General features: G+C 41.1%; 23 protein-coding genes. 19 read left to right on the top strand and 4 right to left on the bottom strand.

Annotated features, from left to right (window positions below; genetic code table 11):
- The first annotated feature begins 1 nt into the window (after position 1).
- The 9 genes from AMD01_RS10945 (at position 2) to AMD01_RS10910 (ending at position 7632) form a co-directional block, all read left to right on the top strand.
- The gene (locus AMD01_RS10945; protein WP_053401440.1) at positions 2–433 is read left to right on the top strand and encodes a bifunctional adenosylcobinamide kinase/adenosylcobinamide-phosphate guanylyltransferase; all 432 of its coding nucleotides are present in this window, start codon (positions 2–4) and stop codon (positions 431–433) included.
- Complete coding sequence (locus tag AMD01_RS10940; protein ID WP_053401439.1) at positions 430–1002, top strand: cob(I)yrinic acid a,c-diamide adenosyltransferase; 573 nt, start codon at positions 430–432, stop codon at positions 1000–1002. Before AMD01_RS10945 ends, AMD01_RS10940 begins: the two co-directional genes overlap by 4 nt.
- A 115-nt stretch (positions 1003–1117) precedes the next feature.
- A complete protein-coding gene (gene rarD, locus AMD01_RS10935) occupies positions 1118–2053 on the top strand; it encodes an EamA family transporter RarD (RefSeq protein ID WP_053401438.1) in 936 nt (311 codons plus the stop codon).
- Between the two features lie 150 nt (positions 2054–2203).
- A complete protein-coding gene (locus AMD01_RS10930; protein ID WP_053401437.1) occupies positions 2204–3367 on the top strand; it encodes a S1C family serine protease in 1164 nt (387 codons plus the stop codon).
- A gap of 28 nt (positions 3368–3395) precedes the next feature.
- Positions 3396–3518, top strand: a complete 123-nt coding sequence (locus AMD01_RS24925; RefSeq protein ID WP_277933914.1) for a hypothetical protein — start codon at positions 3396–3398, stop codon at positions 3516–3518.
- Between the two features lie 204 nt (positions 3519–3722).
- Positions 3723–4403 carry a response regulator transcription factor gene (locus AMD01_RS10925; RefSeq protein WP_053401436.1) on the top strand — a complete coding sequence of 227 codons (681 nt, stop codon included), beginning with the start codon at positions 3723–3725 and terminating at the stop codon, positions 4401–4403.
- On the top strand, positions 4400–5797 hold the full coding sequence (locus AMD01_RS10920; RefSeq protein ID WP_053401435.1) for a HAMP domain-containing sensor histidine kinase: 1398 nt from the start codon (positions 4400–4402) through the stop codon (positions 5795–5797). The genes AMD01_RS10925 and AMD01_RS10920 overlap by 4 nt, the downstream gene beginning before the upstream one ends.
- A 138-nt stretch (positions 5798–5935) precedes the next feature.
- Complete coding sequence (locus AMD01_RS10915; RefSeq protein WP_053401434.1) at positions 5936–7405, top strand: MBL fold metallo-hydrolase; 1470 nt, start codon at positions 5936–5938, stop codon at positions 7403–7405.
- 14 nt (positions 7406–7419) lie between these two features.
- The gene (locus AMD01_RS10910) at positions 7420–7632 is read left to right on the top strand and encodes a DUF3006 domain-containing protein (RefSeq protein ID WP_053401433.1); all 213 of its coding nucleotides are present in this window, start codon (positions 7420–7422) and stop codon (positions 7630–7632) included.
- 42 nt (positions 7633–7674) lie between these two features.
- Here AMD01_RS10910 and AMD01_RS10905 read toward each other — a convergent pair whose 3' ends face one another.
- Both AMD01_RS10905 and AMD01_RS10900 read right to left on the bottom strand, forming a co-directional pair.
- Entirely contained in the window at positions 7675–8901 is a 1227-nt protein-coding gene (locus AMD01_RS10905; RefSeq protein WP_053401432.1) for an N-acetylmuramoyl-L-alanine amidase family protein, read from the bottom strand.
- A gap of 339 nt (positions 8902–9240) precedes the next feature.
- On the bottom strand, positions 9241–9564 hold the full coding sequence (locus AMD01_RS10900) for a MerR family transcriptional regulator (RefSeq protein WP_053401431.1): 324 nt from the start codon (positions 9562–9564) through the stop codon (positions 9241–9243).
- Between the two features lie 240 nt (positions 9565–9804).
- Between AMD01_RS10900 and AMD01_RS24480 the strand changes: the two genes are divergently transcribed.
- Positions 9805–9957: a hypothetical protein gene (locus AMD01_RS24480; RefSeq protein ID WP_169775953.1), complete on the top strand. Its 153-nt coding sequence runs from the start codon at positions 9805–9807 to the stop codon at positions 9955–9957.
- A gap of 24 nt (positions 9958–9981) precedes the next feature.
- Here AMD01_RS24480 and AMD01_RS10895 read toward each other — a convergent pair whose 3' ends face one another.
- Positions 9982–10908, bottom strand: a complete 927-nt coding sequence (locus AMD01_RS10895) for a CobW family GTP-binding protein (RefSeq protein ID WP_053401430.1) — start codon at positions 10906–10908, stop codon at positions 9982–9984.
- Positions 10909–11051: 143 nt separating this feature from the next.
- On the opposite strand from AMD01_RS10895, the gene AMD01_RS10890 reads away from it, so the two are divergent.
- Complete coding sequence (locus tag AMD01_RS10890; protein ID WP_053401429.1) at positions 11052–11975, top strand: ketopantoate reductase family protein; 924 nt, start codon at positions 11052–11054, stop codon at positions 11973–11975.
- 34 nt (positions 11976–12009) lie between these two features.
- Here the strand turns inward: AMD01_RS10890 and AMD01_RS10885 are convergent, their stop codons facing one another.
- Complete coding sequence (locus tag AMD01_RS10885) at positions 12010–12321, bottom strand: hypothetical protein (RefSeq protein ID WP_053401428.1); 312 nt, start codon at positions 12319–12321, stop codon at positions 12010–12012.
- Positions 12322–12705: 384 nt separating this feature from the next.
- Here AMD01_RS10885 and AMD01_RS10880 point away from each other — a divergent pair, with 384 nt between their 5' ends.
- The 8 genes from AMD01_RS10880 (at position 12706) to xylF (ending at position 20763) form a co-directional block, all read left to right on the top strand.
- Positions 12706–13587, top strand: a complete 882-nt coding sequence (locus AMD01_RS10880) for a 5'-3' exonuclease (protein WP_053401427.1) — start codon at positions 12706–12708, stop codon at positions 13585–13587.
- A gap of 51 nt (positions 13588–13638) precedes the next feature.
- Positions 13639–13986, top strand: coding sequence for a YojF family protein (locus AMD01_RS10875; RefSeq protein WP_053401426.1), 348 nt, complete (start codon positions 13639–13641; stop codon positions 13984–13986).
- Positions 13987–14003: 17 nt separating this feature from the next.
- On the top strand, positions 14004–14666 hold the full coding sequence (gene bshB2 / locus AMD01_RS10870) for a bacillithiol biosynthesis deacetylase BshB2 (RefSeq protein ID WP_053401425.1): 663 nt from the start codon (positions 14004–14006) through the stop codon (positions 14664–14666).
- Between the two features lie 19 nt (positions 14667–14685).
- Positions 14686–15486 carry a pyrroline-5-carboxylate reductase gene (proC, locus tag AMD01_RS10865; protein WP_053401424.1) on the top strand — a complete coding sequence of 267 codons (801 nt, stop codon included), beginning with the start codon at positions 14686–14688 and terminating at the stop codon, positions 15484–15486.
- A 159-nt stretch (positions 15487–15645) separates the two neighbouring features.
- Positions 15646–16602 carry a sugar ABC transporter substrate-binding protein gene (locus AMD01_RS10860; RefSeq protein WP_053401423.1) on the top strand — a complete coding sequence of 319 codons (957 nt, stop codon included), beginning with the start codon at positions 15646–15648 and terminating at the stop codon, positions 16600–16602.
- A 1-nt stretch (position 16603) separates the two neighbouring features.
- Positions 16604–18052, top strand: a complete 1449-nt coding sequence (locus AMD01_RS10855; protein WP_053401422.1) for a sensor histidine kinase — start codon at positions 16604–16606, stop codon at positions 18050–18052.
- Positions 18049–19584, top strand: a complete 1536-nt coding sequence (locus AMD01_RS10850) for a response regulator (protein WP_053401421.1) — start codon at positions 18049–18051, stop codon at positions 19582–19584. Before AMD01_RS10855 ends, AMD01_RS10850 begins: the two co-directional genes overlap by 4 nt.
- Before the next feature lie 129 nt (positions 19585–19713).
- Entirely contained in the window at positions 19714–20763 is a 1050-nt protein-coding gene (xylF, locus tag AMD01_RS10845) for a D-xylose ABC transporter substrate-binding protein (RefSeq protein WP_053401420.1), read from the top strand.
- Positions 20764–20807: the final 44 nt, after the last annotated feature.

The following is a 20807-nucleotide window of genomic DNA, read 5'->3' as shown; positions in this document are numbered from 1 at the left end:
AGTGCATTTTATTTTAGGTGGAGCATTTAATGGAAAGCATGAATGGGTCAAAAAAGAATATGACCATTTGACCTGGTATTCAGCGTATAAAAAGGATTCGCTACCGGAGAAGCTACCTGGTGACAAAGTCATTGCAATAGAAGGAATTGAACGGTGGATCAGAGAATATATTCTTGAAAACGAACAGATCGACGCCGTGTGCGAACGATTTCAAAAGCGTATTGACACATGGATGGAATGGGAACAGGAAACAAATGGAACCGTTGTCGTCATTGGAACAGAGGTAGGAAAAGGAATCGTTCCAATGAATGAACAAGACCGTTCTTTTCGCGATGCGTGTGGATATATTTATCAATACTTAACAGAAAAAGCGGCGATTGTTGATCAAATCTGGTATGGCATTCCGCAACGATTAAAGGAGGAGTTAACATGAACATTTATACAAAAACAGGTGACAAAGGACAGACGAGCTTAATTGGAGGTCGTGTCTATAAAGATGATGTGCGTGTAGACGCATACGGCTCTATTGATGAATTGAATAGTTTTGTTGGGCAAGCCGTTCAGCAATTAGCAAACCAAAACGAACTAGCGGAGGAACTCTTGAACATTCAGCATGAGCTGTTCGACTGTGGAAGTGATCTCGCTTTTGCAAGAGAAGATCATCCTTACAAAGTAAATGAAGACATGGTAAAAGCATTAGAAAAAAGCATTGATGCTTATATGAAAGAAGCGCCAGAGATTGAACGCTTCATTTTACCTGGAGGGACAGGGGCAGCTGCGTCCTTACATATTTGTCGAACGATTGCGAGACGATGTGAGCGTCTTGTTGTGACGGTTCAAAAAGAGCATAAAATTAATGAGCAGGTTCTTCATTATTTAAATCGCTTATCTGACTATTTCTTTGCAGCGGCACGCGTCGTGAATGCACGAGAAGGCGTAAAAGATGTTGAGTACATTCGCAGTGCGAAAGTGTTTCGTACAGGTAAAAAAGCAGACGCATAACCGAGTGAAATAAATTTTTTAGTCACTTAATAGTTCATGTAAGAAAACATCTTGTGAAGACAAGGTGTTTTCTTGTATGATAAGGGAAGTTCTTAATAGATAGCGAGGAAACAAAATGAAAAAAGGAAGCGATCAAAGCGCTGGAGTAATTTATACAGCCATCGCGTATTTACTATGGGGGATTTTCCCTCTTTATTGGAAGTTGCTTTCAGGTGTGCCTTCTGGAGAAATTTTAGCACACCGTGTTATTTGGTCATTTGTATTCATGATTGTTCTCTTATTGGTGAATCGTAAAGTACGCGCCTTTTTTACAACCTTTAAGCAGTTGTTACATAAACCAAAGCAGTTCGTGATGCTTGTGGTAGCTTCGCTGCTTATTAGCGCTAACTGGGGCATCTACATCTGGGCTGTTAATCAAAATCACATTATTGAAGCGAGTCTTGGCTACTATATCAATCCGCTTATTAGTATTTTACTAGGCATTATTGTGTTAAAAGAGAAGCTGAATTTTTGGCAAGGGGCGGCGGTCCTTGTAGCGGCTGCAGGCGTTGTTTTCCTAACGTTTAACTACGGTCATTTCCCATGGGTTTCACTGGCACTAGCGTTTAGCTTTGGATTGTATGGACTAGCGAAAAAAATGATCTCGTTTGAAGCGGAAATTGGTCTGACGCTAGAAACAATGATGGTGACACCGCTTGCTCTTGTTTATATTGTTGTTTTGAGTGTACAAGGTCACTCAAGCTTTGGAACAACGGATTCCATCGTAACAAGCTTGCTTATGGTAGGAGGAGGAGTAGCGACGGCCATTCCGTTACTTTATTTTGCAAAGGGAGCCAAGCTGATTCCACTTTCGATGATTGGGTTTTTACAGTATATCGCTCCAACGCTTTCCTTGTTGCTAGGTGTTTTTGTTTATCATGAGCATTTCACGTACGTTCATATGATTGCTTTTTCATGCATTTGGATTGGATCGGTGATTTTCTCCTTGTCTCACACGAAGTTTATGGTGAATCATCAGCCTAAGTGGAGCAAACGATCGGTTGGAATGTAAGAAATGGAGGTTCAACATGTTTGTTGAACCCCTTTTTTTATTTTTCTGAAAATTTCTAATGGAATTTTAATCTTTCTTACATGTCGTTTTAACCATTGGTTTGTAGAATGGAGTTACATTCATTCTTGTAAGGAAAGGTCTGAACGAAAAATGGGATATTATGATGATCATTCAAGCAAAAAAAGAAGCGTAGCCAAAAAAATTCTTCCTGCATTTTTAGGGGCATGTTTCGGCGCTGCTTCAGTAGGAGGAACGCTTGTCTATTTATCAAAACCAAACGTTCTATCCGTCAAGGAACACTCCGTATCGGCAGCCACGACGAAGTCTGTAGAAGTTCACGAGTCATCTGATGTGACGAATGCAGTGAACAAAGCAGCTGATGCAGTCGTAGGTGTCTCGAATTATCAAACAGCTGATTTAAGCAATGAGCTTAGTGAGGCAAGTAGCGGTTCCGGCGTCATTTATAAAAAAAGCGGAAGCTATGCATACGTCATCACAAACAATCATGTTGTATCTGGTGCGAAGAAATTAGAGATCAGCTTGCGAAACGGAAAAAAAATTCCCGTCAAGCTGCTAGGAACAGATCCTTTTATGGATTTAGCCGTTCTGAGAGTAGATGGAAGTCAGATTCATAAAGTGGCGGAATTAGGACATTCAGATTCGCTCAAGCTTGGAGAGCCTGTTGTTGCGATCGGAAACCCGCTTGGGGCAGAGTTTTCAGGGTCTGTGACAAAAGGGATCGTAAGCGGGTTGAAACGAACCGTTCCTGTTGATATTAACGGTGATGGTCAAGACGATTGGGAAGCAGATGTGATTCAAACGGATGCGGCGATTAACCCGGGAAACAGTGGTGGTGCGCTCATTAACATCGAGGGTCAGGTAGTTGGGATCAATTCCATGAAAATTGCTCAAGCGGAAGTAGAAGGGATTGGCTTTTCCATTCCCATTTCATCTGCGGTACCGGTTGTTGAGGATTTAGAAAAGTACGGAAAAGTGAAACGCCCATATATTGGGATTGCGTCACGATCGCTCGATGAAATTTCGCTTGATCAAGCGGAGTCGGCCTTAAAACTTCCTGAAAGTGTACGAAAAGGAATCGTCATTGAAACGGTAGAAGACGGATCACCTGCTTCACGTGCAGGACTCAAACCGTATGACGTGGTCACGAAGGTCGATAATGAAGCAATTAGTAGCGTAGCTGATTTACGCAGCTACTTGTATGAACACAAGCAAGTGGGTGAAAAGGCTGAAGTTACTTACTATAGAGATGGACATAAGCATCATACGTACTTGACGTTACAAGAACAGCACTAAACAAAGTACTGATAAGGAGGAGATCAAGATGCTTTTTTGGATTCGGTTAGTACCTGTTGCATTTTTCTCTATTACAGCTCTTTCATTAATTGCGTTCCAGTCAGTCGAAATTGTGCATGCTTTTTTGAACCTATTTTCACATAAACAATAAGGGAAAAAACCGTCACGATCGCTGACGGTTTTCTTTTCGATCTAGAAGGGGAAGATGAAATAGAGTCATATAATCAAAAAAAGTAGATGATATACCTAAAGCTATTGTTCGATGATTTTTATCGCAGTCTGTCGCTCATGTATACGGTATTCCGCTCATTTTGTTTATAATAGAGGAAAGAATCGAATATAGCAGGTGATAAGGATGAAAAAGATTTTAATAATTGAAGATGAAAAAAATTTAGCGCGCTTCATTGAGCTTGAATGTAAATACGAGGGCTATGATGTTTCTGTAGAATACGATGGCAGAACAGGTGTAGAGGTCGCCCTCAATAACGAGTGGGATTTAATTTTACTTGATATTATGCTTCCAGGTTTAAATGGACTTGAAGTTTGTAGACGAGTTCGTGCGTTGAAGGATACGCCCATTATTATGCTAACTGCACGTGATAGCGTGATTGATCGCGTTTCAGGACTAGATAGCGGTGCAGATGACTACTTGGTAAAGCCGTTTGCGATTGAGGAACTGCTCGCACGCATCCGCTCTTTGTTTCGACGATTAGAGCATCAGGATCATGGAAAGAGCGGTCATCGCTATCAGTATAAAGATCTAGTCGTAGAGGAAGATTCGCGGTTAGTGAAGAGAGACGGTGAAATTATCAACGTGACGAAGCGAGAATATGATTTGCTCGTGACGTTTATGGAAAACAAAAACGTTGTGCTCACAAGAGACCTACTGCTTGAACGCGTGTGGGGATACGATACAGAGGTGGAAACAAACGTTGTAGACGTATACGTAAAATATTTACGAAACAAAGTAGATCGAAAAGGTGAGCCAAGTCATATTGAAACGGTGAGAGGAATGGGTTATGTGATGAGAGAATGAACAGATATAAGCAGTTATCATTAAGATGGAAACTTGTCCTCATTTCATCTCTGTTAATTTTTGTCGCCTTCTTTTTGTTTACGATTTCACAGTATCACCTTGTATCAAAGTGGCTTTACCGGGAAGAGCAAGAGTCCATGAGCCACACGTATAAGGAGATTAAAAGCTATTATGCTGCTGGAAAGAAGAAAGATGTTCAAGCTGAAATTACGCGTAATAAAGGTGTTTTGGAGAATTTTAATCAAGAGCATCAGCGCATTCGGATTATGGACGAGGACGGGCGTAAAATTGCTGATGTTAACAATCAGTTTACGCCTGTTATTGAAGTTCCTGCTTCTAGTGAAAAGAAACAAACGTGGCAAAAATACGAAGAAGACAATCGGGAAATTGTGTCACTTAAAGGGCCGATTACGATTGGGGACTTCAGAGGAACAGTTGAAATTACACGCGAATTAAATCGCTTTAATCGAATGACAGAAGCACTGTTCGTGATGATGACGTTTTTTGGCATTGGCGCGATTATTGTTAGTGCGATTTTAGGAATGGTGATTTCAAAGCAACTTTTACAGCCCGTGAAAGAATTATCAGAAACGATGCGGGGGATCAAACAAAAAGGATTTCAGCAGCGGATGAAGCCGGCACGGTCTGGTGACGAGATAACGGAGCTTACGAATATTTTTAACGAAATGATGGACGATATTGAATCATCTTTTACACAGCAAAAGCAGTTTGTTGAGGATGCCTCACACGAGCTTCGAACGCCTATTGCTGTATTAGAAGGGCATTTACGCCTATTAAAGCGATGGGGGAAAAATGATCCTACCATATTAGAAGAGTCACTGGATGCGGCTCTTTCAGAAACAGCTCGTCTGAAACACTTGGTTGTGGAGCTGTTAGAGCTTTCGAGAGCCGAACAAACTCGTACGCCAAAGGAAGAAATGGTGGATATTTTTGAAGTCTCCGAGCAGGTTGTGCAGCGATTTGCGACCATTCATCCGCGATTTTTTATCCATCTTGAGGCGCAAGATCAAGGAACGATTTTTGCCGCAATTTCTGAGCATCACTACACGCAGCTGCTGCTTATCCTGCTTGATAATGCGGTTAAGTACACGAGCGATCATCGTGAAATTGAAGTACATCTCTTTAAAGGAACATACGATGTCCGAGTGGAGGTAAAAGATTACGGAGTTGGAATACCAGCTGATGAGATCGCTCACGTTTTTCAGCGCTTTTACCGTGTCGATAAGGCAAGAAGCAGAGAGCTTGGAGGAAGTGGTCTTGGACTTGCGATCGCAAAACGCTTAATCGAGCGGTATGAGGGCACCATTGAATTAAAAAGTGAAGAAGGTAGGGGAACGACGGTGATTTTGACACTACCTTTACTAATACAATAGCCATGAGGAGAACATTTGTGAAAAAATGTTCTCTTTTTTTGTGGTATAATGAAGGACAATTTCACCATTTCAAAAAAGGGAAATTAGGAGCAAAACGGTAAAATTCTTACATACAAGCTCAAGAAAAGAGGCATACATTTGGAAGCGATTAGTACAATTCTCATCTTACTAGGAATGGTGGGCGGTCTGCTAGGGATTATGGGCGTCATTAAGGGAAACGTCCGGTTATTACGCCTTTCTAGTCGGAAAGCGAGTGCTCTTTCTATTTTAGTTGCGTTCATTATGATGATGATCGGGGCAGCGCTGTCGCCATCAGTCGATCAGCCTTCTTCAACAGAAGGGCATACGAAAGTAAAGGTAGAGAAAAAAGAAGCAAGCGTGAGTAAAACAGAGGATAGCCACAAGGTGGCAGAAAAAGACGCACCCGTGTCGGTTGCGCCTAAATCATCCACGAAAAATAACTTAGAGGTTCATTTTGTAGACGTCGGTCAAGGTGCCGCACAGGTGATTGTTATGCCAAATAAAAAGGTAATGGTCATTGATGGGGGCAATAACGATGTCGAAGAGACGATGGTGGCCTACTTACAAAAGCTCGGTGTGAAAAAAGTGGATGTGGTCATCGGAACACATCCTGATGCCGATCACATTGGCGGAATCGACGCCGTGATTGATTCGTTTGATATTGGGAAGGTGTATATGCCGAAAATTCAAAGCAACACCCAAACGTTTCAATCTGTCTTAACATCCATTAAAAATAAAGGGTTAAAAGTCACCACTGCAAAATCAGGTCTCGCTTTAAGTCTTGATCCGAATATGAAGGTTGATATGATCTCTCCAATGGAAGAGGATTCTCATACGAATGAAATGAGTGCGGTCGTGCACATGCAATACGGCACGAAGTCGTTCCTATTAACGGGTGACGCAGGGATTCCGACTGAGAAAAAGTGGATACAGTCAGGCGTTAATTTAAATTCAACGGTTCTTTTAACGGGGCATCATGGAAGCAATCATTCGACTAGTGAAGAACTGGTAAATGCTGTTCAACCAACATATGCAGTCATTCAGGTCGGGAAAAACTCCTACGGTCATCCAACAAGCGAAGTGCTTGATCGCCTTCATCGCAACGGTGTAAAAATCTATCGCAACGATACGGATGGAACGATTGTGTTTAAAACGGACGGCACAAACATGGAAGTCAACAAGCATGAGTGGGCATATACAGGTAAGAAGGCGGCAGTGGTTGCAGTACCGAAGCTTGCACCGAAAGCACCACCTGTTTCTTCAGTACCTGCATCTTCTTCTCATGCTGAAAAACTAACGGCAACGGCCCGTATTGATGATAATCATCCGCATCAGAATGAAGAGGTAACCGTAACGGTGACCGTTAAAAATGAGACGGGGCAGCCTGTAGGCGGAGCAGATGTAACGCTTAACCTAGCCTACAAATCAACGGATACAACGTATACGGCCGTTACGAACGCACAGGGAGTCGCGATGCTGCCGTTTCGAATCGGAAGAGCAGCCGCTGGATACACCGTTAACGGAGATATTTCGATCGCCGCACAAGGAATCTCCACAACGGCTCATACAGATTTTACGCCTAACTAAAGGAAGTGAACGAGATGAAAGGGATCGTTGATCGTTTTGAAGATGATTTTGTTGTAATTGAAATTCACGGTCAAACAGAGGACGTTTCAAAAGACATCGTTCACGCTGACGTTCGTGTGGGAGATGTGGTTCTCCTTGTGAATGGAAAATGGGTGAGAGATGAGGAAGAGACAAAAAAACGCGAACGTGAGATTCAAACCTTGATGGACGACGTTTGGGAAAAATAATTGTCATAAAAGAAACGCAGCGCCACTGGCACTGCGTTTCTTTTATTTAATCGAGTTAAAATAGTTCGTAATGCCTTCAACAATTCCTTTTGCTGCATTTTGCTGAAAGGAATTCGTTAGGATTTTATCTTCTTCATTTGGATTCGATAAAAATCCTAACTCTAGTAAAGTAGCTGGATCTTGATTTTCACGAATCACGTGAAAATCACCTTTTGCTACGCCTAAATCCTTCATGCCCGTATATTTCACAAGACCTTTTTGAATATAGGTTGCTAGATTTTTATCTTTTGATTCCGTGTAGTAATAGCTTTCAATACCGCTTGCGCTTTTTCCAGCAGAATTATAGTGCATGCTGATGAATGCGTCCGCGTGGTACTTATGACTGATAGCAACGCGATCTGAAAGAGTTGGATATGTATCACCGTCTCTTGTCATCACTACTTTTGCACCAGTGCTTTCAAGGCGTGATTCAACTAGCTTTGCTGTTCGAAGCGCTACTGTCTTCTCGTATGTACCGTCTGCTCCAATGGTGCCTGAATCCTTTCCACCATGTCCAGGATCGAGCACAAGCACTTTTCCTTTTAGGACACTAGGATCGGCAGACAGTGACGTCAACCATGACGCGACCCAAGCGGTTTTACTAGCAGAAAGCTGAATTTTAACCCAGTCATTCTGTTTCGTCACGATTGAATACGTGTCATTCTTTTTCCCTTGCTTTACAATGGGATAATTTGTTCCTGGACCTTGACGTAAATTTGCATTTGCTGTGAGCGTTAACTTAGAAGTTGGCTGGGTGCTTGTATACTGTTTAGCGACCCATCCTGTTTTTCCACTAGGCGTTTTAATTTGCAACCAGGAGCCAGACGTTTTTAAAACGGTTATTGCTTGCCCTTTTTTTAAGGTAGCTACAATGGCGCTGCTCGTGCTAGGTGTGCTACGCACGTTTAATGTTGTAGCGTTCACGTAGGCGTTTGTAGTCGGCGACGCAACTTTTTTTACATAGCGAACGGCAATCCAACCGCTCTTTTGCCCAACCATTACTTTGCCCCATCCGTTTTGTTCTGCAAGCACATTAATTCGCTGATTGTGCTTGAAAGAACCGATAATACTACCCGATGTAGACGGGGTAGAGCGGACGTTTAACGTTGTTGCAGTAACGGTTGCGCTATAAGTAGATGGAGTAGAAGCGTACGTCGAGTGCTGTGTACCAAAAAAACAGGTCACCAATAGGATTCCAATCAAACATTTGGATAAAATCTTGTTTGCCAAAACTTCCCCTCATTTCTAACTTATTCACATAGCTGATTATATCGTCAAAGTTTAGCGCATTCCTATAGTGATTAAAGATCATTTTTAGTAGCGAAACATACGCAATATACGTTAAGGTGCATCAAAGGATATACTTTTTTGAGAAATGAATAAAAAAGAGAGGGAACGTGGGGCGTAAGATCGAATCTTAGATAGGACATCTGATTGAGAAGGTAAGGGAAATTTGAAACGGATGGGAATTAAAGGGGTTATATTATGCATAAAGAGGTTCACTAAAGAAGAGCCGCTTTTTAGTGAACCTAGGTCCTTATGTAGGAAGCAATAGGTCGTTACATAGTGTTAAAGTTTTTGATGAAAATGTGCATTAATTTGACCGCGTATCATTTGATCTCGAACGTCTTTTGCTTTTTTCTCATCTTTTTTCGCAAGCTCGGTTCTGATTTCGTGGGTTTGAACACCTTCTTCAATACGATCTGCAATTTCCATTAACCGTTCAACATCAGAAAATGAATATTTGCGAATGCCTGTATCCGTTCGTTCTGGAAAAAGGAGCTGTCGTTTTTCATAGTAACGGATTTGACGCTCGGATAAACCGGTTAATTCTTTGACAATGCCAATAGACATTACTTTTTTGTCTCGGTAGGAAGATTCATTCGTATTCAAGCTTTTCACCTCTTCAAATTTTAAGTGTGTTGTAGACTGAATGTGTATGGTCTAGGGTGAAGGACGGATTTTTGCTTTGCTAGAACCCGCGTGGTGGCTCATCTTATTCTTCATGTTAAATATTCTAACATGTTTATGTAAGAAAAGAGAATAAATATGTAAGGAAATCTAACATAAATAATGTCACGATTGAAGAAAATACGTATGATGTAGATATCATATACGATAAGGGGCAGAGCGATGGAACCTCAAAAAGTGGATTACTCGAAAGTTGTTGAGCTTGCAAAGCAAATTATTGAACTAGATTTAAAACGAGATGAAAAGTGGGAAGTGCTCACTCAATTAGCTGGAAATCGAGCGTTTGAAGTACTAAGGCGCGTTCAAAATAGTTAAAAAGCCGGTCAAAGCCGGCTTTTCTTATTGTGTTGAGGAAGCTTCAAGCTGTTGAAGCTCTTGCTGTAGTTTTTGATGATCCAGATTTTCACCGATAAAAACAAGGGTAGAAGGAAGCTTCATTAATTCTTTCATATAAATAGGCATCCCGTAGGAATATTGAAACATGTATACTTCATCAGAGTGAGTGAAGCGAAGATAACCCTTAATTCGGTAGATCGTATCAGGCATTTCGCGCAGCCATTGCTCAAACTGATCAACGTCAATTTTACTTGTAAACGTATGAACATACGTTTTTAAATGCAGGTAATCGTGGACATGAGCCTGTTCATGATTTCCTTTTCGCTTGTTTTGACCACTTTGAAGGAATTTTAAATCAACCTTTGAAAACTGTGTAAGAAACGTTTTCGCCGTAGCGTTAATAGATTGAATTTCATATAAAATCGCCGCTTGTTCCGCCTCAGAAAGTTGATCCACTTTGTTAATTAAAATCGTATCCGCGTGATGAACCTGCTCATGAAGCAAACGCTGAAGCTGAATGCTTAAGCTGTCCCTAGAACGCCAGCGGGCAGCGTCAATGGTTGTAATAATTCCTTTAATCGTAATTTGCTCAGCGAATAAGGGAGACATACAGGCATCAAGCACCTCAACAGGGTGAGCAACACCGGTCGTTTCTAGATAAATCGCGTCAAGCTCGTACTCCTGGAGCATGGAATGAAGCTGTGTTTCGAGCTGACCTTGAATTGTGCAACATACGCAGCCGTTTAATAGCTCCTTCAAAGGTGTTTCGCCCGGTACGGCGTTTGAATCAATCGACGTTTCGCCGAGCTCGTTCATAATGACCGCTACTTTACGACCTTTTGACTGTTCTTCTTGTAGAGCTCTTTGTAAAAGCGTCGTTTTTCCGCTTCCTAAAAAGCCTGACAAAATATAAATTTCTACTTTTTTCATTATGCATCTCCAACCTTTGTGCTTTCTTCTATCAAGATTCTGTCTTTCATTATAACAAGTTTTGATGCGTAGAGCTTTATTTCCTTCTTTATTTATGATGTGATAAACTATTAAAGGAATATTCTGAATTTAGGAGGAGAACTATGAGAATTTTAGTAGTGGGAGCAGGAGGGATTGGCGGTTATTTTGGCGGTCGATTGCAAGAGGATGGGCATGACGTAACGTTTTTAGTTCGAAAGAAACGTAGAGCACAACTAGAGAAGACGGGACTCGTCATTGAAAGTTATCACGGAGATGCTCATTTAATTCCAACCCTTTTAGTATCTTGGGAAGAAGCAGAGCCATTTGACATAGTGATGCTTTCGACAAAGGCGTATCATCTTGCTCAAGCGATCGAAGATATTAAGCCCTACATAAGTGAAAATACATATATTTGGCCATTGTTAAATGGATTTCAACACCTAGACGTATTAAAAGAAGCGTTTGGAGCGGAAAAAGTGCTAGGTGGACTGTGCTTTATTGAAACAACGTTAAATGCAGAAGGGCATATTATCCAAACAAGTCCTTCTCACAATGCCCTGTTTGGTGCGTTGCACGACGATCAAGTCCATATTGTCCGTGAAATGTCATCCGCCTTTACGAGCACAAAGGCATCCTTCTTATACAAGGAGAACATTCTACAGGAAATTTGGCATAAGTATTTATTTATTACCGTACTATCAGGCGTCACAACGTTAATGCGAGCACCAGTCGGTCCGATTCTAGAGGTAAAGGGTGGAGACGCGCTGACAAGGCAATTGTTTCAAGAGGTAGAAGGTGTGATGAAGGCGATTGATGCCCCGCTAGCAGATGAGATTATAGATACACAGATGAAGACGATGAAGAGCATGACGTATGAGATGAAATCATCGATGCTACGGGATATGGAGAAAGGGTATGCAACTGAAGTAGAGCATCTGCAGGGCTATCTTCTTACCATCGCAAAGGAAAAGAATCAACATACTCCTCTTCTTGAAGCGGTCTATCACAACGTCAAAACGTATGAACTTATGAATCGTTTAGGATAGGAAATAAAAAAAGAAGTTCCGCTGAACTTCTTTTTTATTTGAGCTCATTCATGAGATAAGGCAGCAGGACAATCGATAATGCACAAATCGAGCTAATAATCTCATGCATTTCAATTACTGCTACGATAAAAAACATAATTGAAATATACAGCTGTAACCCTTTTAATAACCATGGCTTTATCTCAAAGAAAAAATCACTCAGTACAAAAATAACAAAAATAATGCTTGCTGATACAACATTAACGGTTAACGAAACATCTCCGTCTTCAAAATCAAAGAAAATCAGCCCGAATAATAAAATAAGTGCGAAAAGCTTCATAATAAGAATAAGACGTGCTTTTTTCATTTTTACACCTTCAATACAATATGCATGGTTATTTCCTATCCTCTATCATTGTAATAGATTATGTTAAAAAGGCAAATAACTACTAGGAAAACATTAACAAAAAATTAATAATTCACCTGTCGTGACTATTTTTTAGAAACACATCGCCATTTGCGAAAAATCTTTAAATATGTGACGTATTCTGACAACAATGCCTAATAAATAGTACACACTAAACCTCAATTTGTAGCGCTCTGGGGTAAAATGAAGATTTCTATCTATCTCTGCGAAAAATAAAAAGCATCAGGAGAAATTGACGTTAAAAATTAGAAAATGATATAGTGGATAAGCTATTTTGCGCCAATAGAAAAGAGAAAAGATGCAGAACAGAGAGGGATAGATACGATGAACAAATTGTTGTTAATTGATGGATTTAACTTATTAAGCAGGTGCTATTTTGCAACATCCTATGGAAGAGATGAGGAGCAGCTCCGCCGTAATAGCCAAGGGTTATGTATTAGCGCTTTGCCCGTTGTTTTTCGAAAGTTGTTAGATCTCATTCATACATACCGTCCAACTCATTTACTAGTCGCTTGGGACGTCAAGCGCGAGGATACGTCACGAAAGCAGTTGTTTGATGGATACAAAAATACAAGAAATGAGCTTCCGAGTCCTCTCATTGATCAGTACGAGGCCCTTACGCACATCTTCCGTGAAATTGGGGTGGCACAGCTTGCGCTCCCACCTTACGAAGCCGATGACTTACTAGGAGCGCTCGCAACAAAATGGTCGAGGGAACAAAATAGCGACTGTTTTATTTACAGCAATGACAAAGACCTTTTTCAATTAATTGATGAAAACGTCTCTCAAATCATCGCTGTTCCAAAACGTGGCGATAAAGTGTATACAAAAGCAGATTTTGAAGCCGAATATGGCATTTCACCAACTCAGTGGGTGGATGTAAAGTCGCTTCTTGGGGACCGATCTGATAACATCCCAGGTGTTCCGGGTGTGGGAGAAAAAGCGGCGCTTCCGCTCATTCAGGAATATAAGACGCTAGAAGGAATTTATGAGGACGTTGACAAGCTCGATACGCGCTTTAATCGTTACAAAAAGAAGCTAACAGAAGGAAAGGAATTCGCCTTTTTGAGCAGAGAACTCGCACAAATTATTGTGGATATTCCGGAGATCACAGAACGCTCATTTGAAACGCTTTCATTTGAACTTAACCCCACTGCTTGGAATGAGCAGTTAAAAAAAGTCGAGCTAAACATTATCATTCCGTAAAACTTTTTAGTACAATACTCTATAAGTGAACATGGAAGGGAGCTAGTAAGCTTGAAACCGATAGATAAAGTTAAACTACAAGAGCAACTCACGAACTATTTTACTGATGATGTGTACGTGCACTTAGAAACAACAAATGGTGCATATGCGTCACATTTTAACGATAAAGTAATGACAGTTGGTGCTTTTATCCGCAACGGAAAAGTGCAAATCAAACAAGGTAAAATTACAGGTGATCGTCCTTACCGCGTAGGTTTGGAAATGAATGATGGCTGGATTTATGCTGAAGGTCTTACAGATTGGGAAATCGATGAGGAAGGCCGCCTATTAATGGCAGGTCACGACTTCGATGGCCGTCTAGCAATTGCCCTACAGTTAAGTCATACGCCATTCGCGTAAGGAAGGAGAGTATTAACATGGAAGAACGTATTTTAGTTGTATTTCCTCATCCCGATGATGAGGCATTCGGAGCAGCAGGAACAATTGCGCTAGCTAAGCAACGCGGCGCATCAGTGACATATGCATGTATTACACTTGGAGAAATGGGGCGCAATATGGGAAGACCCCTATTTGCAAACCGCGAAACGCTCCCAAAAATCCGTAAGCACGAACTACAAGAAGTAAGCAAGGTGCTTCAATTAGATGAGCTTCGTATGCTTGGCTTACGCGATAAAACGCTAGAATTCCTTGATGAAGATGAATTTTCAGGCAAAATTAAAGCGATTATCGATGAGGTTAAACCAACGCTTATCATTACACACTACCCTGGATATGCGGTTCACCCTGACCATAACGCGACAGGCGCAGCGACGCTTCGCGCTGTTGCAAGTATGAAAGAAGAAGATCGCCCAGTCGTTTGGTGTCATGCATTCTCTCGTGATCGAATTGAGCATATCGGACACCCTGATGTGCGAATTGACGTATCACCGGTAAAAGAAATTAAAATTGAGGCTATTAAAGCACATCGTTCTCAAACAGAAGGAATGATGGGCAACATGGACCTTACGAAAATTGAAACAGATCCGCAAGCCGCTCGTCTGTTGAAAAACGAAGAGTTTTGGACATACAAATTTTCGTGATCACAGGGGAGACAACCATATGAACACACAGCGTATTTTATTCATTGGGGCAGGAAGAATGGCTGAGGCTATTTTTTCTGGCCTCCTTACAATGAGCAAGGAACACATCGAGAGCATTACGGTATCGAATCGGAGCGATGAGGCACGTCTTGACTACTTGAAATCAACGTACGACCTTCAGGTAACGACAGATTGGAAAAGCGCTGTTGCACACGCTAACGTCATTGTGCTTGCGATGCCTCCACAGGCTCATGAGCCGCTTCTCAAAGAATTAGCAGCACTTACAGCAGGACAACTAGTAGTAACGGTCGCTGCAGGAATCGGGCCTTCGTACTTAGAAGCGAATCTTCCTGCCAACACGCCAGCAGCATGGATTATGCCTAATACAGCTGCTACAATTGGTGAGTCAATGTCTTTATATGCGGTCGGACAGCACGTAACTGATGAGCATGAAGAAGTACTTGAGATGATTTTAAAAGGCATGGGTGAAGCACAAAAATGTACGGAAGAAGAAGTACATAACTTAACCGCCGTAACGGGAAGCGCACCAGCTTTTCTTTACTATTTCGCCGAAAGCCTCATTGATGTAACGAAGAAATTCAACATTGATGATGAAACAGCGAAACAATTAGTCGTGCAGATGCTGTACGGATCTGTGGCGATGTTAAAAGGCGGTACAGAACCATCTGACCTTCGCGAGCAGGTGACAACGCCTGGTGGAGCGACGGCAGAAGGGCTGAAGGTGCTTCAGAATCACGATTTTGCTACTATTATCGATGAAGCCATCGCCGCAACGAATAAAAAAGCTAGAGGAAATTAAGGAAAGAGCTTGGACAGGTATTAAACTGTTCAAGCTTTTTTTATGTTCTTACCCCTATTTTCGCTGAAAAACGACATTTTACAAATAAAGGGAAAAGGGATTCCTATCCAAGAGTAGAATTTATAGGATGTTTGAACTACAACAAAAGGGATGGGGAAGATGAGAAAGTTTGGATGGTTGCTTGGAGGAAGTTTGGCCTTGGGGATTATTCTTTCAATGTATTCGATTTATTCGGCAGCGGACATTAGGGTACAGGCGTTGCCAACACCATATAAGTATCGCATTATGTTCATTTCGCCGGAGCTTGGGAACCCTTACTGGAATCCGCTCATTAATGCCGTGAAAAGCGAAGCGAAAAAGGAGCATATTAGCATTGAAATAAGTGGATCGAACCGAATGAACGCAGAGGAGATGCAGGAGGCGATGAACATGGCGATTGCTTCCCGAGTAGAAGGCATTATTTTGCTACCGATCAACGATTCTCATATAACGGAGATGGCTAATAAAGCGACGGTCAGCGGGATTCCCGTTTTTACGGTTATTAATGACATTCCAACAAGCTTACGAAAGTCATATATAGGTACAGATCATATCCAATCAGGCGTGAAGGTAGGGAAAGACATCGCGGCTTATTTAAATGGTAAAGGGAACATTGGGGTCGTAAAGGACAGTAATTTTTTGTCCCTGCAAGAGTTAAGATTAGCCGGGATAAAGCAGGCTTTGAAGGTCTATCAAAATATTCATCTCATTGAACTATCCCAAGATCAGGTGATGAGTCGAAATGCGAGTCAGCAGACCGATCTGTTATTAAATGAACACCCTGACCTGTCCGCTTTTATTGGGTTAGGACAGAACGACAGCTCAGGGATTGTTGCGTCTATTGAACATCGCTCAACGGTTGAAAATTATGCAATTTATTCCTTCGACTATACGGAAGAAGCTGCAAATTTAATGAGAAGACGTGCCATCGTTGAAAGCGTGGAACATGATTTACACCGCATCGGCTTAAAAAGCGTTCAGCAACTGTCCGCCTGGCTCGAAGGAAAACAATTGCCGCTACCAACTCATTCCTACACAAATACGCACGTCATTTCCTCTGGGATAGGAGGAAACTAACATGATGACGATACAGCGCAAAATTATTTTACTTTCGATTACCATTTTGCTGATCATGGGCTCCTTTTGGGCAGTTATTGGCTATTTTAATCAAAAAACGAACGCACAGTATAATGAAATTTTAGAACGATACCTACTTTTACACCAAACGTCTGCAAGAAGTGAACAGTCACTGTTGTACTTAAGTAATGTGCTAAATAATCAAGGTGAAAAATATAATGATGATTACAAAAAAGAACGTCAGCAGCTAACGGGAATGAGAAAAAAGCTCACGTCCTTAAAAAACGCAGATAATCAGGCAGTACTGATGAATTATACGAATATGATTTCGAGTCAGGTAGAAGCAATGGATTTATCTTTGCGAGCGTTCAAGCTCGGGCAGCTTGAGGAAATGACGTATCAGTATAACGAGGCGACGAAAATCTCGCAGTATGTAGCGAACACGACGCTTACACTTATGAAAAAGGAAATTACCTTTCAAAAACAATTTTATTTGTCTGTCATCGATGTAAGTCGGAAGCTTCAGAGTCTAGGCATATGGACGCTCGGAGGAGTGTTCCTCATTTTAATTGGCTTTTCTTATATGTTCTCAAAAGGGATTACCCGCTCAATTAATGAGTTAACAATGGCAGCGAAGGAATTGTCGTCTGGGCTTTTTGACCGGCCCATTCATATTACGTCCAATGACGAAGTGTTCTTTCTTGCTAAAACGTTTGAGCATATGAGGCAAAACATCCGTACCCTGATTGAGGAAATCCGTCAAAAGGCACAGGTGGAAAAAGAATTGCAGGAGTATCAGCTTCTATTAAAAGAAAGCGAACTGAAAAGACTACAGCATCAGATTAATCCTCATTTCTTGTACAATACGCTCAACACGTTAGCGAAAAAAGCGTATTTAGAAGAGTCATATGAAACGAGTGATTTAATTACAACCGTCGCAAATTTACTTCGCTATAACTTAAAAAAGGTGAATACGCCGGTTACGTTAAGAGAAGAAATGGAGCTTATAAACGATTATTTAACGATTTTAAAAGCGCGGTTTACGAATCGAATTACGTTTTTTCTGCAGATTTCACCAGATTGCTTAGACTTTAAAATGCCGCATTTCGTTCTACAGCCCATTGTGGAAAATGCCTTTAATCATGGAATCGAACCGTACGAAAAAGGGGGAACAATCTTTATCGGAGTGAATCGTGTTGAAGAAGGAATTCTCATCCAAGTCAAAGATGACGGAGCAGGTATGAGCAAAGAGCAGGAGCAGCTTTTACAAAACTATGAGTTTGATCGGCCACAAAACGAGAGTTCAACGGGAATTGGGTTGAAAAATGTCGTGAAACGACTGTCTTTATTTTACGGAAAACATGACATTTTCTCTGTTTCTAGTCGAAAAAATGAAGGTACAACGGTTAGTCTTCTATTACCATTTGAACGAAAGGATGAAATCATATGATTACAATTTTAATTGTGGATGATGAAGAGATTGAACGTATTGCGCTTCAGAAAATTATTGAGCGCAACCTTCCAAATACAAGCGTCGTCGCAAGTGCTGAAAACGGTCGGGAAGCAATTGAATTTGCGATGCGCTACAAACCAGACTTAATTTTAATGGATATTAAAATGCCAGGAATTAATGGATTAGAGGCGATTAAAAAGATTAAGCAAGAAGTGAGGAATGCCCGTATAGTCATTGTTTCGTCCTATGACACGTTTGATTATGCGCAAAGTGCCATTCGCTTAGGTGTAAAAGATTATTTGCTGAAACCAAGCAAACCAGACGTAATTGTCGAAACACTTCAAGGAGTGATTGATGAAATTCTTGTCGCCAATCACGCTCAGAAAGAACAAGAAAAAGTATCAAATAAGTTAAAGAAAATGCTTCCGATTATGGAAACGGACCTTGTATCGCAGTTGCTTTTTGACCAAGTTCATGACGTTCACCTAGAGGAAATGCTTGATCTATTGGAAGTTTCAACAACGACCAATGCCTTTGTTTGTTTGCTCACCCTTTCAGAAGATACGTCTGAGGAGCAGTATAAGCTTTACAAAAAGGTAAAAGAAATGTTTTATTTGCATGCAAAAGGGTGGATCGGTGCCCTTTCAAATCGTCAAATTCCGCTCATTATTTTTATTGAGGAAGGAAGCTTTCGCTCGAATGCTCTGGCTGTGACGAAAAAACTCATTGATGGTGTCAAAGGGGATCTATCGGTCGGAATTGGCAACCCGTACGTATCACTTCACGATATTCATCATTCGTATCATGAAGCAATTAGGAGCTCAGTCCGAAATTACCCTTCTAAAAAATATCATTTTTATCAGGACATGAAAGAAGAAGAATCCGTATTTGACGATCTTTATGCCAATATTGAAAAACAGATGTTTGAGAAAATGAAAGATAACCAATGGAGTGATAGCAAGCAGTTAATTGAAGAAGCCATTTCACTTTGTCGAAAACACGCATGCTCAATTTTGGAAACACAGCAGCGCATTTGCAGTACGATGATGGCAATGAAGCGCTATATGACGGAAATCGGCTATCCTTTTACGGCACCAATCGTATTAACTGGAATGAGCTACGAACAAATTGCACGGGAGGCTTCACATTTAATGGATTTACTGACGCAGTCACATCATATTCTGAATCAGCAGCAAGAACACGATATTGCACAGCGAATGAAGAACTATATTCAAGAACATTATTATACGATGATTTCACTTGAAACGATGGCAGATAAGTTTGATCTGACGCCGCATTATTTAAGCAAAATTTTTAAAGACAGCTTTCAGATTAGTTACATCGACTACTTAACGAAGTTTCGAATTGAGAAAGCAAAGGAGCTTATGCGCAAAACGGATCAAAGCGTGAAAGAAATTGCGATTGACATTGGATATACGGACCCCAATTATTTCAGTCGTGTGTTTAAAAAGGTGTGTAAAATGTCGCCTTCTCAATACCGCGAGCAGCTTCTTAAATCACAGCATTGATGTAAGCGCTTTAAAAATGTGCTAGTCATTGTAAAAAAGTGAAGGAGAACGCTTTCAAAAAGATGGCGAGTGTAAGGTACAGTTAAGATGTAGTTAAAATCAGATAGAAAAAAGGGGTTGTAGGAGAAAATGTTGAAAAAATTGGGGATGCTGGGGGCATTATTAGTATTAGTTTTCTCACTTGTTGCGTGTAGCTCAGGTGCAACAAAGCCTGAAGATAGTAGTAAATCAAGCGGTGGGAAAAAGAATGGCAAGTTAGTTATTGGCTTCTCGATGGATACGCTTGAAGAAGAGCGCTGGCAAAAAGACCGTGACCTGTTTGTAGAAAAAGCAGAGTCACTTGGTGCAACGGTAAACGTGCAAGCAGCGAACGGAGACGATGCAAAGCAAATTTCACAGGCAGAAAATTTAATTAGCCAAGGTGTCGATGTATTAGTTGTCGTACCGCATAATGCAGAAGTAGCGGCTTCAATCGTTGAGATGGCGCATAAAGAAGGCATTAAAGTTATTTCGTATGACCGCTTAATTAAAAATTCCGATGTTGATTTATATGTATCCTTCGACAATGAACGCGTAGGAGAGATGCAGGCAAAAGCAATTACAGAGCTTAAACCAAAAGGAAATTATGTATTGATTGAAGGAGCAGACACAGATAACAACGCTCATTTATTTAAACAAGGACAAATGAACGTTCTTCAACCGTTGATTGATAAAGGTGATATTAAAGTGGTGTACGATCAATGGACAGACGAATGGGATCCAGCAAATGCGTTAACAAACATGGAAAATGCGTTAACGGCAAATAAAAACAAAGTAGATGCTGTTGTAGCTGCAAATGATGGAACAGCAGGCGGTGTTATTCAAGCACTAGCAGCACAAAAATTAGACGGAAAAGTACCAGTTTCAGGGCAAGATGCGGAATTAGCAGCAGTTCGCCGTCTTGTAGATGGAACACAAACGATGACCGTGTACAAACCAATTAAATTAATCGCTGAAACGGTAGCAGACGCTGCAGTGAAAATGGCGAAAGATGAAGATGTAACAACGGATGATAAAGTAAATAACGGAAAAATTGATGTTCCGTCTATCTTGCTTGATCCAGTAGCAGTAACGAAGGAAAACCTTGATGACACGATCATTAAAGACGGCTTCCATAAAAAAGAGGACGTATACAAATAAGCGTAGCACAAAGGGCGACTCAGTGGAGGGGATTAAGCCGCCTC

It is taken from the genome of Priestia koreensis (genome assembly GCF_001274935.1).
Classification (GTDB): domain Bacteria; phylum Bacillota; class Bacilli; order Bacillales; family Bacillaceae_H; genus Bacillus_AG; species Bacillus_AG koreensis.
Note: the sequence above shows the minus strand (reverse complement) of the source record. Positions and strands in the feature narration are given on the sequence as shown.